The organism is Sphingomonas sp. (genome assembly GCF_041661825.1).
Lineage (GTDB): Bacteria > Pseudomonadota > Alphaproteobacteria > Sphingomonadales > Sphingomonadaceae > Sphingomonas.
This window is the reverse complement of sequence record NZ_JBAZTU010000004.1, coordinates 125,802-140,655: the sequence shown is the minus strand read 5'-3', so window position 1 is coordinate 140,655 and position 14,854 is coordinate 125,802. Positions and strand designations below refer to the sequence as shown.

Annotated in this window: 12 protein-coding genes; 8 read left to right on the top strand and 4 right to left on the bottom strand. The window is 66.9% G+C overall.

The genetic code is table 11. From position 1 onward, the window contains the following. Nucleotides 1-9 precede the first annotated feature (9 nt). The 3 genes from WC729_RS19225 to pdxH are packed head-to-tail and all read right to left on the bottom strand — an operon-like array spanning nucleotide 10 to nucleotide 2,320. Nucleotides 10-804: a PhzF family phenazine biosynthesis protein gene (locus tag WC729_RS19225; protein WP_372855771.1), complete on the bottom strand. Its 795-nt coding sequence runs from the start codon at nucleotides 802-804 to the stop codon at nucleotides 10-12. Further along, on the bottom strand, nucleotides 801-1,745 hold the full coding sequence (locus WC729_RS19220) for a cation diffusion facilitator family transporter (RefSeq protein WP_372855769.1): 945 nt from the start codon (nucleotides 1,743-1,745) through the stop codon (nucleotides 801-803). The genes WC729_RS19225 and WC729_RS19220 overlap by 4 nt, the downstream gene beginning before the upstream one ends. Continuing rightward, the gene (pdxH, locus tag WC729_RS19215; protein ID WP_372855767.1) at nucleotides 1,742-2,320 is read right to left on the bottom strand and encodes a pyridoxamine 5'-phosphate oxidase; all 579 of its coding nucleotides are present in this window, start codon (nucleotides 2,318-2,320) and stop codon (nucleotides 1,742-1,744) included. The genes WC729_RS19220 and pdxH overlap by 4 nt, the downstream gene beginning before the upstream one ends. A 102-nt stretch (nucleotides 2,321-2,422) precedes the next feature. Here pdxH and WC729_RS19210 point away from each other — a divergent pair, with 102 nt between their 5' ends. The 8 genes from WC729_RS19210 to aroC all read left to right on the top strand — a co-directional run bounded on the left by WC729_RS19210 (nucleotide 2,423) and on the right by aroC (nucleotide 13,546). Beyond that, nucleotides 2,423-3,316 carry a Ku protein gene (locus tag WC729_RS19210; protein ID WP_372855765.1) on the top strand — a complete coding sequence of 298 codons (894 nt, stop codon included), beginning with the start codon at nucleotides 2,423-2,425 and terminating at the stop codon, nucleotides 3,314-3,316. Then, nucleotides 3,309-5,780, top strand: a complete 2,472-nt coding sequence (ligD, locus tag WC729_RS19205; RefSeq protein ID WP_372855763.1) for a DNA ligase D — start codon at nucleotides 3,309-3,311, stop codon at nucleotides 5,778-5,780. Before WC729_RS19210 ends, ligD begins: the two co-directional genes overlap by 8 nt. A gap of 67 nt (nucleotides 5,781-5,847) precedes the next feature. After that, on the top strand, nucleotides 5,848-8,334 hold the full coding sequence (locus tag WC729_RS19200; RefSeq protein WP_372855761.1) for a circularly permuted type 2 ATP-grasp protein: 2,487 nt from the start codon (nucleotides 5,848-5,850) through the stop codon (nucleotides 8,332-8,334). 181 nt (nucleotides 8,335-8,515) lie between these two features. Then, the gene (locus WC729_RS19195) at nucleotides 8,516-9,406 is read left to right on the top strand and encodes a transglutaminase domain-containing protein (protein WP_372855759.1); all 891 of its coding nucleotides are present in this window, start codon (nucleotides 8,516-8,518) and stop codon (nucleotides 9,404-9,406) included. A gap of 194 nt (nucleotides 9,407-9,600) precedes the next feature. After that, entirely contained in the window at nucleotides 9,601-10,536 is a 936-nt protein-coding gene (locus WC729_RS19190; RefSeq protein WP_372855757.1) for a DnaJ C-terminal domain-containing protein, read from the top strand. Nucleotides 10,537-10,543: 7 nt separating this feature from the next. Next, the gene (locus WC729_RS19185; RefSeq protein ID WP_372855755.1) at nucleotides 10,544-11,512 is read left to right on the top strand and encodes a YihY/virulence factor BrkB family protein; all 969 of its coding nucleotides are present in this window, start codon (nucleotides 10,544-10,546) and stop codon (nucleotides 11,510-11,512) included. After that, complete coding sequence (fabI, locus tag WC729_RS19180; RefSeq protein ID WP_372855753.1) at nucleotides 11,509-12,312, top strand: enoyl-ACP reductase FabI; 804 nt, start codon at nucleotides 11,509-11,511, stop codon at nucleotides 12,310-12,312. The genes WC729_RS19185 and fabI overlap by 4 nt, the downstream gene beginning before the upstream one ends. A gap of 163 nt (nucleotides 12,313-12,475) precedes the next feature. After that, a complete protein-coding gene (gene aroC / locus WC729_RS19175) occupies nucleotides 12,476-13,546 on the top strand; it encodes a chorismate synthase (RefSeq protein ID WP_372855751.1) in 1,071 nt (356 codons plus the stop codon). An 18-nt stretch (nucleotides 13,547-13,564) separates the two neighbouring features. On the opposite strand, the gene WC729_RS19170 is transcribed toward aroC, so the two are convergent. Further along, on the bottom strand, nucleotides 13,565-14,854 hold the full coding sequence (locus tag WC729_RS19170) for an adenylosuccinate synthase (protein WP_372855749.1): 1,290 nt from the start codon (nucleotides 14,852-14,854) through the stop codon (nucleotides 13,565-13,567).

Sequence of the window (14,854 nt, the reverse complement as noted above, 5' to 3'; positions counted from 1 at the left end):
AGAGTCGCATTAATGGAAGAACGTACCCTCGATCACCGTCACGCAGGTCCCGCCCAAAATCACCCGGTCCCCGTCAAGCCGGCACGCCAGCCGTCCGCCCCGCGGACTCGCCTGGAACGCCGTGAAGCTGTCGCAGCCCAGCCGTTTCGCCCAATAGGGTACCGACACGGCATGCGCGGAGCCCGTCACCGGGTCCTCGTCGATCCCGGCGCCGGGCGCGAACACGCGGCTGACCACATCGGTGTCGTCGCCGGGCGCGGTGACGATGGTCAGCACATCGCCCTCGGCCGCGAGCCTGCGGAAATCGGGCTTCAGCGCCCGCACCTGCGCTTCGTTCTCCAGCACGACCAGGCCGTAGCGCCCCTTCTGCCACAAGGTCTCGACCGCGCTGTCCAGCCCGAGTGCCGCGACGATCTCGGGCAGCGGCTTCGGGTCGGGCGCCAGTGCCGGCAGCGCGAGTTCATAGCCGTCGCCGGCCCGCGCCACGTCGAGCACCCCGGCCTTGCGCGTGCGGAAACGGACTTTTTCCATCGTCGAATCGCTCGACAACACAAAATGCCCGCTCGCCAGCGTCGCATGACCGCACAAGGCTACCTCGACGGTGGGCGTGAACCAGCGCAGCTCGAAATCGGCTTCCCCGCTTTCGTCGGGCAGGATGAAGGCGGTCTCGGCCAGATTGTTCTCCGCCGCGATCCGCAACAGCGTCGCATCGTCCAGCCAGCTGCTCAGCGGCATCACCGCCGCGGGATTGCCCTCGAACGGCGCGGTCGCGAACGCGTCGATCTGGACGAACGGAATCCTCATATGCGCTTCCCGAACCAATGGGGGGTGACGTCCGCCTCGATCAGCGGATTGTCGGTATCGACATGCCCCTCGGGATCGAGATGGATCAGCACCTCGACCTTGGGGAATTGCTTGCGGATCTTCGCCTCGACGGCGTCCATCACGACATGCGCGTCGGCCACCGTCATCCCGGGCGCGACGTACATGTGGAACTGCGCGAAATCATGGCTGCCCGACCGGCGGGTGCGGAAATCATGGATGCCGCGCAGCTCGGGATGCTGCGCTGCCGCCTCGATGAAGCGCTTGCGCTCCTCCTCGGGCCATTCCTTGTCCATCAGCTGGTCGATCGCGTTGCTCGACGCGCGAAACGCGCCGAACGCGAGCCAGGCAGCGATGACGATGCCGAACAGCGGATCGGCACCGCTCCAGCCGACATACTGGTCGAGCACCAGGGCGACGATCACCGATCCGTTGAGCAGGACGTCGGACTGGTAATGCATGTTGTCGGCCATGATCGCGACCGATCCGGTGCGCCGGATGATGCTGCGCTGATAGATCAGCAGCACCACGGTCGCCATGATCGCGATGATCGACACGCCGATGCCGAATTCGGCGTCGTGCGTCGGATCGGTCTCGCCGAACGCCATGATCGCGCGCCAGGCGATGCCCGCGGCCGAGGCCGTGATCAGCATGACCTGGAACAACGCCGCCAGCGCCTCCGCCTTGCCGTGCCCGAACCGGTGATCATGATCGGCCGGCGTCGCGGCGAGGCGCACGCCATACAGGGTGACGAGCGAGGCAAGCAGGTCGAGCCCCGTATCGGCGAGCGACCCGAGCATCGCGACCGATCCGGTATGCCAGGCGGCAAAACCCTTCAGCCCGAGCAGAAACAGTGCCATCGCCACGCTGGCGATGGCGGCCCGCACGACATAGGGAATGGCGCGGCGCTGGTCTTCGGTCATGGGAACAGCAGCCCTTCGTTCCAGCCCTTACCGGCCCGCACGAACAGGCGGCGCTCGTGAAGCCGGTGCTCGCGGTCCTGCCAGAACTCGATCCGGTCCGGGGTCAGCCGGTATCCGCCCCAATGCGGCGGGCGCGGCACCGGGCCGCCCTCGAACCGCGCCTGCACCTCGGCGAACCGCGCCTCGAACGTCGAGCGGGAAGCGAGCGGCCGCGACTGGTCCGACGCCCAGGCGCCGAGCTGCGAATCGCGGTTGCGGCTCGCGAAATAGGCATCCGATTCGGCATCGGTCGCCCAGGTCAGCGGACCCTCGATGCGGATCTGCCGGCGCAGCGACTTCCAGTGAAACAGCAAAGCGGCGTGCGGGTTGGCCGCCATCTCACCCGCCTTGCGGCTCTCGCGGTTGGTGTAGAACACGAAGCCGTCCGGCCCATGCCCCTTGAGCAGCACCATCCGCACCGAGGGGCGGCCCTCCGCATCCGCGGTGGCGAGCGCCATCGCGTTCGAATCATTCGGCTCGGTCTCGCGCGCTTCGGCGTACCAGATGTCGAACAGCGTGAAGGGATCCTGTACCATGGTCGCGCTTTACGGCTGCCATGGTCGAGTGTCGAGGAACGGAACCGCCCGCCAGGGATTGAATCGCCCCCAAGGCAATCGGGGCAACAAAGGAACCGGGTAATGGCCGCACGCGCCTATTGGCAGGGACAGATCAGGCTCGCGCTCGTCTCGATTCCGGTCGAGATCTACACCGCGACGAAATCGGGCGCGCAGGTCAGCTTCAAGCAGATCCACGAACCGACCGGCAAGCCGATCCATTACGAGAAGGTCGTGACCGGCATCGGCCCGGTCGACACCGACGAGATCATGAAGGGCTTCGAGTACGAGAAGGGCGAGTTCGTCCTGCTGGAGCAGGACGAGATCGACGCCGTGAAGCTCGAATCGAAGAAGACGCTCGAGCTCACCCAGTTCGTCGATGCGAGCGAGATCGACGTGCTCTATTACGAAAAGCCCTATTTCGTGGTGCCGGCCGACGACCTGGCCGAGGAAGCCTTTATCGTACTGCGCGAGGCGCTGCGGCGGACGAAGAAGGTCGGGCTGGGCCAGCTCGCCATGCGTGGCCGCGAATATGTGGTGAGCCTGAAGCCGTGCGGCCGCGGCATGGTGCTCGAGACGCTGCGTTATGCCGATGAGGTCAACAAGGCGCAGGGCTATTTCCGCGACATCCCGGATTCGAAGCCCGACGAGGACCTGCTCGAACTGGCCGAGGCGCTGATCGAGAAGAAGACCGGCGCGTTCGATCCGAAGAACTTCCACGACCATTATGTCGAGGCGCTCAAGGGCCTGATCGAGCGCAAGCGCAAGGCCAAGGGCCGCAAGATCATCGAAGACACCAGCGACGAGCCGACCGGCCGGTCGGGCTCGAACGTGGTCGACCTGATGGCTGCGCTCAAGAAGTCGATGGAGAAGCCGGGCGCATCGCCTGCCAAGGCGACCCCTGCGGCGAAGAAGCCGGCTGCCAAAAAGGCACCCGCAGCGCCCGCGAAGAAACCGGCGGCGAAAAAGCGTGCCTGATCGCGACCCACTCGCGCTCTACAACGCCAAGCGCGATTTCGCGAAGACCGCGGAACCGGCGGGCACGCTCGCGCCGGGGCATGGCAACAGCTTCATGGTGCAGAAGCACGATGCGTCGCGGCTCCACTGGGATTTCCGGCTCGAGATCGACGGCGTGCTGAAAAGCTGGGCGGTCACCCGCGGGCCCAGCCTCGACCCTGGCGAAAAGCGCCTCGCCGTCCGCACCGAGGATCATCCTTTGTCCTACGCCACCTTCGAGGGCACCATCCCCAAGGGCCAATATGGCGGCGGCACGGTGATGCTGTGGGATCGCGGCACCTGGTCCCCGATCAAGGGCAAGAGCGCGAAGGACCTGGAGAAGGGCCATCTCCATTTCGTGCTCGATGGCGAGCGCATGAAGGGCGAATGGCTGCTGATCCGCCTGAAACCGCGCGGCAAGGAGAAAAGCGAGAACTGGCTGCTGCGCAAGATTGACGATGCGGAGGCAGGCGGCACCGACACGTTGGTGGAAACCGCCCTCACCAGCGTCGCGACCGGCCGCACGATGGTCGAGATAGCCGAAGGAAAATCCTCCCCGGCACGGGGAGGGGGACCGCCGAAGGCGGTGGAGGGGGGCGTCCCCAAACGCACCGCCCGCCGCAAGCCAGCCACCAAGGGCGCCCTGCCCAAATTCCGCGACTTCCAGCTCGCCACCCTGGTCGACAGCGTGCCCACCGGCAGCCGTTGGCTGCACGAAGTGAAATATGACGGCTACCGCGTGCTGATCGCGATCGCGGGTACGAAGGTGAAGATCTACAGCCGCTCCGGCCTCGACTGGACCGGGAAATTCCCCGGCATCGCCGAGGCCGCCGCGACCCTGAACCTCGGCAACGCCCTGATCGACGGCGAAGTGGTCGCCTTCAAGGACGGCAAGCCCCATTTTTCCGCCTTGCAGGACGCGATCGCCAATGGCGGCGACATGACCCTGTTCGCCTTCGACCTGCTCGAAGTGGATGGCGAGGACATCGCCGATCTGCCCAATATCCAGCGCAAGGAGCGCCTGCGCCCGCTGATCGACGGCGTCGACGCCCGGCTGCAATTCGCCGAACACATCCTCGGCTCGGGTGAGCAATTGTTCGAGACGATGTGCCGCGAAGGCTATGAAGGCATCGTCTCGAAGCTCGCCGATGCGCCCTATCGCGGCCAGCGGAGCAAGGGCTGGCTCAAGGTCAAATGCATCCGGCGCCAGGAATTCGTCATTGTCGGCTGGACGCCGTCCGACAAGTCGCGCGGCTTCCGCGCGCTGCTGCTCGGCCTGAACGGTCCGGACGGCTTCACCTATGCCGGCAAGGTCGGCACCGGCTTCGATACCGACACGATGCTCGATCTGAGCGCGAAGCTCGCTAAGCTTGAACGCAAGGAGCCGACGGTAAGGGCACCGCGCGCGGCCGTCCGCGGCGCACACTGGGTCGAGCCGAAGCTGGTCGCCGAAATCGCCTTTGCCGAGACCACCCCCGACGGCGTGCTGCGCCACTCGAGCTTTCTCGGCCTCCGCGAGGACAAGAAGGCGGCCGACGTCGTCGCCGAGAAGCCTGTCCCCGTTGAGACTACCCCGGTTCCGGAGGTGCATGTGAAAGTCAGCAGCCGCGATCGCCTGATCTTCCCCGATTCGGACGTCACCAAGGGCGATCTGGCCGATTATTATGCGCAGCTTGCGCCCGCCATGCTGCCCTGGGCGGCCAATCGTCCCATCAGCCTGGTCCGCTGCCCCCAGGGCCGCGCCAAGCGCTGCTTCTTCCAGAAGCACGATGCCGGCACCTTTGGCGACTATGTCCATCAGGTGCCGATCCGCGAGAAGGACGGGTCGACCGAGAATTACATCTATATCGACGACGTCGATGGCCTCGTGACCTGCGTGCAGATGGGCACGATCGAATTCCATGGCTGGGGATCGTCGGTCGCGACGCTGGAGCAGCCCGACCGCATGGTGTTCGATCTCGATCCCGACGAGGATCTCGGCTTCGACGTGGTCAAGAAGGCGGCCGAGGACATCAAGAACCAGCTCGCCGAAATCGGGCTGGTCAGCTTCGCGATGCTGTCGGGCGGCAAGGGCGTGCATGTCGTGGTGCCGCTGAAGCCCCAGGCCGAATGGCCGGCGGTGAAGGACTTCGCCGACCGCTTCGCCCGCGCGCTCGCCGAGGCCGAGCCGGAACGCTATGTCGCGAACATGGCCAAGGCCAAGCGCAAGGGCCGCATCTTCATCGATTATCTGCGCAACCAGCGCGGCTCGACCGCAGTCCTGCCTTATGTCGCGCGGGCCCGCTCGGGCGCCCCGGTCGCGGCACCCGTAACCTGGACTGAGCTGCGCGACATCGAGAATGCGCATCGCTGGGGCGTCCGCGACGGCGCCGAACTGCTCGAACGCGCCAATTCCCGCGAGCTTGCGGGATGGGGATTCGCCGATCAGGTGCTGCCCGACCTCTGATCCTTGTTGCACGCGCGAAGGGATTGTGGTCGAGTCGCCACGTTCGTAGGGGAACGCCTCAATCACCATGGCCACGCTCGCAGCCCCCTCTCTGCTCGACCCGTCGATCCACGCCGCGCGCTGGATTGCGGACTATTGCGCGCGGGAGAAAAAGGGCGACGTGCTCTGCGCCGGCCGCGACGATCCCGCCTGGACCGCGATGTTCGAGGAGCTCGCGGCCGTGGCCGGCGACGACCTCAGCCATGCGCGCGACCGGGTTCAGCGCCACGCCGCCGATATCGGCACCGGCTTCCGCATCATCGGCGAAAGCGAGGAGCGCGCCTGGCCCTTGTCTCCCGTCCCGCTGCTGATCGAGGCGGACGAATGGGCGGGCATCGAGGCCGGCGTTGCGCAGCGCGCCGAGCTGCTCGAGACGATCCTCGCCGATCTCTACGGCGATGCGAAGCTGGTCGAGCGTGGGCTGATCCCCGCCGCGCTGGTCGCGGGCAGCCCCTTCTTCCTCCGGCCGATGGCGGGGCTGGTGCCGCCGGGCGGCCATCACCTTCACTTCATCGCGATCGATCTCGGCCGCGGTCCGACCGGCGAATGGCGCGTGCTCACCGACCATCTCCGCGCCCCTGCCGGCGCCGGCTATGCGCTGGAGAACCGCCTGGCGATCTCGCGCACGCTTGGCGGGCTGCAGGGCCGTCTGAACGTCAAGCGCCACGCGCCCTTCTTCGCTGCCTATCGCGACGGCCTCGCCGCGGCCTGCCGCCGCGCCGAGCCGCGCATCGGGCTGCTGACGCCCGGCCGTTACAACCCCAGCTATGCCGAGCAGGCGCATCTCGCGCGCTATCTCGGGCTGCTGCTGGTCGAGGGCGCCGATCTCGCCGCGCTCGAGGACAAGCTCTATGTCCGCACCATCGGCGGACTGAAGCGAGTCGATGCGATCTGGAATCGGCTCGATCCGCGGTTGCTCGATCCGCTCGCCTTCGATTCGCATTCGAGCATCGGCGTGCCCGGCCTCATTGACGCGATGGCGGCGGGCAATGTCGTCATCTCCAACGTGCCGGGCGCCGGCGTGCTCGAATCGCCCGCCTTTGCCGCCTTCCTGCCGATGCTCGCGACCCGGCTGACCGGCAAGGACCTGCTCCTCCCCAATATCGCCACCTGGTGGTGCGGGCAGGACAAGGAACGCGCCCGCGTGATCGAGGATCTCGACCAGCTGCTGGTCGGCCCTGCCTTCGGCGTCCAGCCGCTCGGCCTCGAGGGGCTCATGCCCCGGCCGGGGGCGGAGATCACCGGCACCGCACGTGCGGCGTTGCTCGACGATATGACCCGCCGGCCGCAGGATTATGTCGGGCAGGAGATCATCCGGCTGTCGACCATGCCGGTCGTCACCGACACGGGCCTGGCTGCGCGGCCCTTCACGCTCCGCGTCTTCGCCGCGCGCGGGGCCGATGGCAGCTGGGCGATCATGCCGGGCGGCTTTGCGCGGATCGGCGAGCACAGCGATCCCCGCGCTTCGGTAATGGGCGAAGGCAACTGGTCGGCCGACGTCGCAGTGCACGGGCCCGAACCGGTCGCCCCGGTCTCGCTGCTGCCGCCGAGCGATTCGATCCATGTCCGCCGCAACCCCGGCACCTTGCCGAGCCGCGTCGCCGACAATTTCTTCTGGCTCGGCCGCTATCTCGAACGCGGCGAGGCACTGCTGAGCATCATCCGCGTGATGCTGGGCAATTCGATCGATGCCGATGCCGGCGCCGCGCTCGGGCCGGATACGGTCGGGCGGCTGGTCGGCATGGCGGTCAATATCGGCGCGGCACCGCACCCAGCGAGCCTGCGCCGCGCCGACCTGACCCAGTTCGCCCGCACGGCGATGGAATCGGGCGAGGGCGGCTGGCACAGCGTCCGCGCGATCAACCGGCTCGCGCGCGGCATCGGGCGCGGCTCGCGCGACCGGCTGGCGGCCGACATGGTCAGGCTGCTCGATGCGCCGTTCCCGACCAAGGGCGGCATGCTCGACAAGGCCGGCTCGCTCCAACGCCGCTATGCCGCTTTGTCCGGCCTGTCGGCGGAGCATATGGGCCGGACGGCGGCGTGGCGCTTCCATGATCTCGGTCGCCGGCTCGAACGCGCGCTGACCGTAACCCGGGCGGTGCGGGTGTTCGGCATGCCCAATGGTACGATCGACGACCTGTCGACCCTGCTCGACCTTGCCGACAGCCAGATCAGCTATCGCCAGCGCTATTTGACCGGCATCGCCCGGGTGCCGGTGGTCGATCTGGTCGCGCTCGACCCGGGCAATCCACGCTCGCTGGCGTTCCAGGTCGACCGCATCTGCGAACATATGCGCGCGCTGCCGGTGCTCGGCGATGACGGCATGGACGAGCCGCAACAGGCGGTGGCGACGTTGCTGGTATCGATTGTCTCGACCGCGACTGCGGCGACCCTCGACGAGGGCGTGTTGGGTGATCTGGAGCGGCGGCTGTTCGCTTTGTCGGATGCGGTCGCGCGGCGCTACTTCCTGCAGGGCGCGGAGCCGCTTCGCGCGGGTGGGCTGACGCTGGCGTGAGGCAAGCGCTCGCTTTCTTTTCCACCCCTCCCCTCGAGGGGAGGGGCAAGGGGTGGGGCAGCGAAGCGGCGGGCTCGATGCCCGTCGCGGCGCTTTGGGCCAGGCGCAATGAGTCTTTTGAGCGTGCAGACGCACGCCCCCACCCCCTAACCCCTCCCCTGAAGGGGAGGGGAGTGAAGTCATGATCTACGATATCCGTCACGTCACGCGCTTCGATTACGGCGCTTCGGTCAAGTTCGCGCGTTGCAACCTGCGGCTGAAGCCGATCCACTGGTCCGGCCAGGAACTGCGCGACTATCGCCTGTCGATCAGCCCCTCGGGTCGCACTGCGCCGGCGCGTGCCGAGGCCGGGCTCGCCAATGTCATGCGGCTGGTGGTCGAGGAGCCGGTGCGGCATCTCGTCATCGAAAGCGTGTCGCGTATCCTGGTCGACCGGCCGGTGCCGATGCCGTCGGACAGCGACCCGACCCTCGCCGAGGTCGCGATCGCGGCGCGCGCCAGCCGCGATGCCTCGCCGGCCGGCCCCGCCAATTATCTCTTCCCCTCGCCGCTGATCCCGCTCGACCGCGACATCGCCGACTGGTGCGCACAGGACCTCGATCCCGACCGCCCGTCGCTCGAGGCAGCGATCGCGCTCGCCCATCGCATCCAGAACGAATTCGATTTCGATCCCGAAGCGACCCTGGTCGACACCGTCCCGCACGAGGCCTTCGCCAAGCGCGGTGGCGTCTGCCAGGATTTCGCGCAGATCATGATCACCGGCCTGCGTGCCGCGGGCCTGCCCGCTGCTTATGCCTCGGGCTATATCCGCACCATCCCGCCGCCCGGCCAGCCCCGCCTGGTCGGCGCCGATGCGACTCATGCCTGGGTGTTGCTGTGGTGCGGGCCCGATCTCGGCTGGGTCGGGGTCGATCCGACCAACGGCATCTGGATGGCGGGCGACCATATCATCATGGCGATCGGCCGCGATTACGGCGAGATCGCGCCGATCGACGGCGTCGTGCTCGGCTCGGGCGCGCAGAAGATGAACGTCTCGGTCGATGTCGCGCCTGTGCTGGAAGCAGTCACCTGAAATCCCTCTCCCAGCGGGAGAGGGAGGGAGCGCGTAGCGCGGAAGGGTGAGGGCGAATGGTGATGGTACACGTCACCCTCACCCTCCCATTGCTTCGCAATGCGCCCCTCCCTCTCCCGTTGGGAGAGGGGTTCGCGTTGCACTCGCGGACCTTATCCCCCAAATAGGCGCCAGAATAGAAACAGAGGGCAAAAGTGGCCGATCCATATGCAACGCTTGGCGTGCCGCGTACCGCCAGCGAGGCCGACATCAAGAAGGCGTATCGGAAGCTCGCAAAGGAGCTGCACCCCGATCGCAACAAGGACAACAAACAGGCGACCGAGCGGTTCAGCCAGGTCACCAACGCTTATGATCTGCTGACCGACAAGGACAAGCGCGCCCGGTTCGACCGTGGCGAGATCGACGGCGAGGGCAACCCGGCATCGCCCTTCGGCTTCGGCGGCGCCGGCCAGGGCGGGTTCCGCCCGGGCCCTGGTGGCGGCGGATCGCCGTTCGAGGCGGACGGGCCGGATATCAGCGATATCTTCGAGGGCATGTTCGGCGGACGCGCTGGTGGCGGCGGTTTCTCCAGCGGGTTCGGCGGCTTCGGGCGCAAGCCCCAGCCCAAGGGCGCCAATGTCGGCTACAAGCTCAACGTCCCCTTCACGGATGCGGCGACGCTCAGCCCGCAGCGCATCACGCTGGCCGACGGCAAGACGATCGACCTCAAGCTGCCCGCTGGCCTCGAAAGCGGTTTCCAGATGCGCCTCGCCGGCAAGGGCCAGCCCGGCCCGGGCGGCGTGGGCGACGGCATGGTGACGATCAGCGTCCAGCCGCACCGCTTCTTCACCCGCGACGGCGATGACGTGCGGCTCGACCTGCCGATCACTTTGTCCGAAGCGGTGCTTGGCGCGTCGGTGCGTGTCCCGACGGTCGAGGGCGCGGTGATGCTGACGGTTCCGGCCGGCTCGACCTCGGGCAAGGTGCTTCGTCTGCGCGGGCGCGGCTTCCACAAGAAGGGCGGCACGCGCGGCGACCAGCTGGTGACGCTGATGGTCGATCTTCCCGCCGGCGACGCGGCCCTGACCGAGTTCGTCGAGGGCTGGAAGGATCGCGACAAGAGCAACCCACGCGCGGCCATGGGCGTTTAATCGCTCGATGCAGGAAGTTTCGCCCCAATCGCCCGAGGAACGCCGCAAGAGGCCGGGTGAGGGGCAGACCAGGCTCAGCCGGCGCATGGCCTTCATGCAGCCCGGCAGCTACGCCCGCGAAGTGCTCAAGCGCGTCTTTGTCGGCGTCTATAGCGACGGCTTCGTCCATGCCGGCAACCTCGCCTATCTCTCGCTGCTGACACTCTTTCCCTTCTTCATCGTCGCGGCCGCCGTCGCGCGGCTGTTCGGACAGACGGGGGAGGGGCTCCACGCGGTCGAGGCGTTCCTGCGCACCGTGCCGCCCAGCGTCGCGCAGGTGCTCCAGACGCCGATCACCGATGTGCTCACGGCGCGCTCCGGCTCGCTGCTCTGGTTCGGCGCGATCGTCGGGCTGTGGACCACGGCGAGCTTCATCGAGACGATCCGGGACATATTGCGCCGCGCTTATGGCGTGAAGTCGATCCGGCCCTTCTGGCAATATCGGCTCTGGTCGATCGGGCTGATCCTGACCGCGATGATCCTGATTCTGGTCGCCTTCGCCTTCCAGATCATGCTGCTCGCGGTCGAACAGTTCATCTTGCGCGTGCTGCCCTTCGCGGCGAACGCGGCGACGATCGTGTCGTTCAGCCGGCTCGCCCCGGCGCTTGCGCTGTTCGCGGCGCTCTACATGGTGTTCTACGCGCTCACCCCGCGCAAATATCGCGAGAGCAAATGTCCGAAATGGCCGGGCGCATTGTTCACGGCGGGCTGGTGGCTGCTGGTCACCGCACTCCTGCCGGTCATCCTCGGATTGCTCGGCAGCTATGATCTTACCTATGGCAGCCTGGCAGGCGTGATGATCGCGCTTATCTTCTTCTTCTTCGTCGGGCTCGGCCTGGTCGTTGGCGCCGAATTGAACGCGGCACTGGCGGAATCCGATGATGAGGGAGTAGAGGACCTCGGCGGCAGCAACAAACAGGAGGCGGCAGCAGCGTGACGGGATTGATGCAGGGCAAACGCGGATTGATCATGGGCCTGGCCAATGATCGGTCGCTCGCCTGGGGAATCGCCAAGAAGCTCAGCGAAGCAGGCGCTGAGCTCGCCTTCTCCTATCAGGGTGAAGCACTCGAAAAGCGCGTAAGGCCGCTTGCCGAGCAGCTCGGCTCGACCTTGCTGATCGATTGCGACGTCTCCGACATGACAGCGCTCGACAAGGCGTTCGAGGATCTGGGAAAGGATTGGCCGACGATCGACTTTGTCGTCCATGCGATCGGTTTCTCCGACAAGAACGAGCTGCGCGGCCGCTTCATGGACACCAGCCTCGACAATTTCCTGACGACCATGAACATCTCGGTGTACAGCTTCGTCGCGGTGGCGCAGCGCGCGGCGGCGATGATGCCCGATGGCGGCTCGCTTCTGACGCTCAGCTATTACGGGGCCGAAAAAGTCATTCCGCACTATAACGTCATGGGCGTGGCCAAGGCGGCGCTCGAGACGAGCGTGCAATATCTCGCGGTCGATCTCGGTCGCGACAATATCCGCGTCAACGCGATTTCGGCCGGCCCGATCAAGACGCTCGCTGCCTCGGGCATCGGCGATTTCCGCCTGATCCTGAAGTGGAACGAGCTGAACTCGCCGCTCAAGCGCAACGTGACGATCGAGGACGTCGGCGGCGCCGGCCTGTATCTGCTCAGCGATCTCGCCAGCGGCGTGACCGGCGAAGTGCATCATGTCGACGCCGGTTATCATGCGATCGGCATGAAGGCTGAAGACGCGCCGGACATCGCTTTGGTGTGAATGGTCTCCCTCTCCCTGCGGGAGAGGGAAGGGGCCCGCCGCGCAGCGGTGGGAAGGGTGAGGGCGACCGGTCCATGGTCGAGCATGTCGGGTCGAGCGGGTCACCCTCACCCTCCCATGCTTCGCATGGGCCGCTCCCTCTCCCGCCGGGAGAGGGTTTGGAATGAGTCTCAACAGCTTCGGTCACGTCTTCCGCTTCACCACCTGGGGCGAGTCGCACGGCCCCGCCATTGGCGCTGTCGTCGATGGTTGCCCGCCCGGGCTGACCATCTCCGAGGCGGACATCCAGCCCTTCCTCGACAAGCGCCGCCCCGGCACCTCGCGCTTCACGACGCAGCGCCAGGAGCCCGACCAGATCCGCATCCTGTCCGGCGTGTTCGAGGGGAAGACGACCGGTACGCCGATCAGCCTGATGATCGAGAATGTCGACCAACGCTCCAAGGATTATTCGGAGGTCGCCCAAGCCTATCGCCCGGGTCATGCCGATTATGCCTATGACGCCAAATACGGCTTTCGCGACTATCGCGGCGGCGGGCGTTCGTCCGCCCGCGAGACGGCATCGCGGGTCGCGGCGGGTGCCGTCGCGCGACTGGTCATCCCTGAGGTGCGCATCCGCGCCTGGGTCGAGGCGATCGGCGGCGACCGGATCGATCCGGCCAATTTCGATCTCGACCAGATCGATGCGAATCCTTTCTTCTGCCCCGATGCGGAAGCGGCTGCGCGCTGGGAAGCGCTGGTCGACGGCGCGCGCAAGGCAGGCTCGTCGCTCGGCGCAGTCATCGCGTGCGAGGCGACCGGCGTGCCCGCCGGCTGGGGTGCCCCGCTCTACGCCAAGCTCGACGCGGAACTCGCTTCGGCCTGTATGAGCATCAACGCCGTGAAGGGTATCGAGATCGGTGACGGCTTCGAAGCGGCAACGCTGCGCGGCGAAGAGAATGCCGATGCGATGCGGCCGGGTGTCGACGGACCGGAATTCCTCGCCAACCATGCCGGCGGCATCGCCGGCGGTATCGCCACGGGTCAGCCGATCCGCGTCCGCGTCGCGTTCAAGCCGACCAGCTCAATCCTGACGCCGGTCGAAACCATCACCCGTGGCGGCGAAGCGACCGAGATTATGACCAAGGGCCGCCATGATCCCTGTGTCGGCATCCGCGGCGCGCCGGTAGTCGAGGCGATGGTCGCGCTCGTCCTGGCCGACCAGAAACTGCTGCACCGGGCCCAGACCGGGCGCTGAGCGCCCGGCCCTTGCCGATCAGTCCGCGAAGGGATCCCGCACGAGGATGGTGTCCTCGCGCTCCGGGCTGGTCGAGACCAGTGCAACCGGGCAATGGATAAGCTCTTCGATGCGGCGGATATATTTGATTGCCTGAGCGGGCAGATCGGCCCAGCTCCGCGCGCCGGCGGTCGATTCCTGCCAGCCGGGCATCGTCTCGTAGATCGGCTCGACCGCTGCCTGATCGGCGGCGTGCGAGGGGAAATAATCGAGCGTCTCGCCGCGCAGTTTGTAGCCGACGCAGATCTTCACTTCGTCGAAGCCGTCGAGCACGTCGATCTTGGTGAGTGCGATGCCGGTGATGCCGCCGACCGCGGCCGATTGCCGCACTAGCACCGAATCGAACCAGCCGCAGCGCCGCTTGCGCCCGGTGACGGTGCCGAATTCATGCCCACGCTCGCCCAGCCGTTCGCCGGTGGCGTCCTCCAGCTCGGTCGGGAACGGGCCGGAGCCGACGCGCGTCGTATAGGCCTTGGCGATGCCCAGGACGAAACCGACCGCGCTCGGCCCGAGGCCCGACCCGCCAGCAGCGGTGCCGGCGATGGTGTTGGACGAGGTGACGAAGGGATAGGTGCCGTGATCGACGTCGAGCAGCACGCCCTGCGCACCTTCGAACAGGATGCGCCGGCCGCGCGCGCGGGCCTCGTTGAGGTCGCGCCAGGCGGGGCGGGCGAAGGACAGCACGAAATCGGCGATCGCGCGCAGTTCCTCGACCAGCGCCGCGCGGTCGATCGGCGGCTCGCCGAAACCGGCGCGGAGCGCGTCATGGTGCGCGGTCAACCGGTCGAGCTGCGAATCGAGCGCGTCGAGATGCGCGAGGTCGCAGACCCGGATTGCGCGACGCCCGACCTTGTCCTCGTAAGCCGGGCCGATGCCGCGCCGCGTGGTGCCGATCTTGCCGGCGCCGCTGGCGTCCTCGCGAAGCGAATCCAGATCGCGGTGGAACGGCAGGATCAACGCGCAATTGTCGGCGATCATCAACGTCTCGGGGGTGATCGTCACGCCCTGGCCCGTCAGCTTCTCGACCTCGGCCTTGAGCGCCCAGGGATCGAGCACCACGCCGTTGCCGATCACGGACGGCGTGCCGCGCACGATACCCGAGGGCAGCAGCGACAGCTTGTAGACCTTCTCGCCCACGACCAGCGTGTGGCCGGCATTATGGCCGCCCTGGAACCGCACGACCATGTCGGCGCGCTCCGCGAGCCAGTCCACGATCTTGCCCTTGCCCTCATCGCCCCATTGGGCGCCGATTACTGCGACATTTGCCAA

Excerpts from the sequence above, each read along its gene's own strand:
- WC729_RS19225 (WP_372855771.1), bottom strand. The coding sequence starts at position 804 with ATGAGGATTCCGTTCGTCCAGATCGACGCGTTCGCGACCGCGCCGTTC.
- WC729_RS19185 (WP_372855755.1), top strand. The coding sequence starts at position 10,544 with ATGCAGGAAGTTTCGCCCCAATCGCCCGAGGAACGCCGCAAGAGGCCG.
- WC729_RS19210 (WP_372855765.1), top strand. The coding sequence starts at position 2,423 with ATGGCCGCACGCGCCTATTGGCAGGGACAGATCAGGCTCGCGCTCGTC.
- WC729_RS19195 (WP_372855759.1), top strand. The coding sequence starts at position 8,516 with ATGATCTACGATATCCGTCACGTCACGCGCTTCGATTACGGCGCTTCG.
- WC729_RS19200 (WP_372855761.1), top strand. The coding sequence starts at position 5,848 with ATGGCCACGCTCGCAGCCCCCTCTCTGCTCGACCCGTCGATCCACGCC.
- pdxH (WP_372855767.1), bottom strand. The coding sequence starts at position 2,320 with ATGGTACAGGATCCCTTCACGCTGTTCGACATCTGGTACGCCGAAGCG.
- WC729_RS19220 (WP_372855769.1), bottom strand. The coding sequence starts at position 1,745 with ATGACCGAAGACCAGCGCCGCGCCATTCCCTATGTCGTGCGGGCCGCC.
- aroC (WP_372855751.1), top strand. The coding sequence starts at position 12,476 with ATGAGTCTCAACAGCTTCGGTCACGTCTTCCGCTTCACCACCTGGGGC.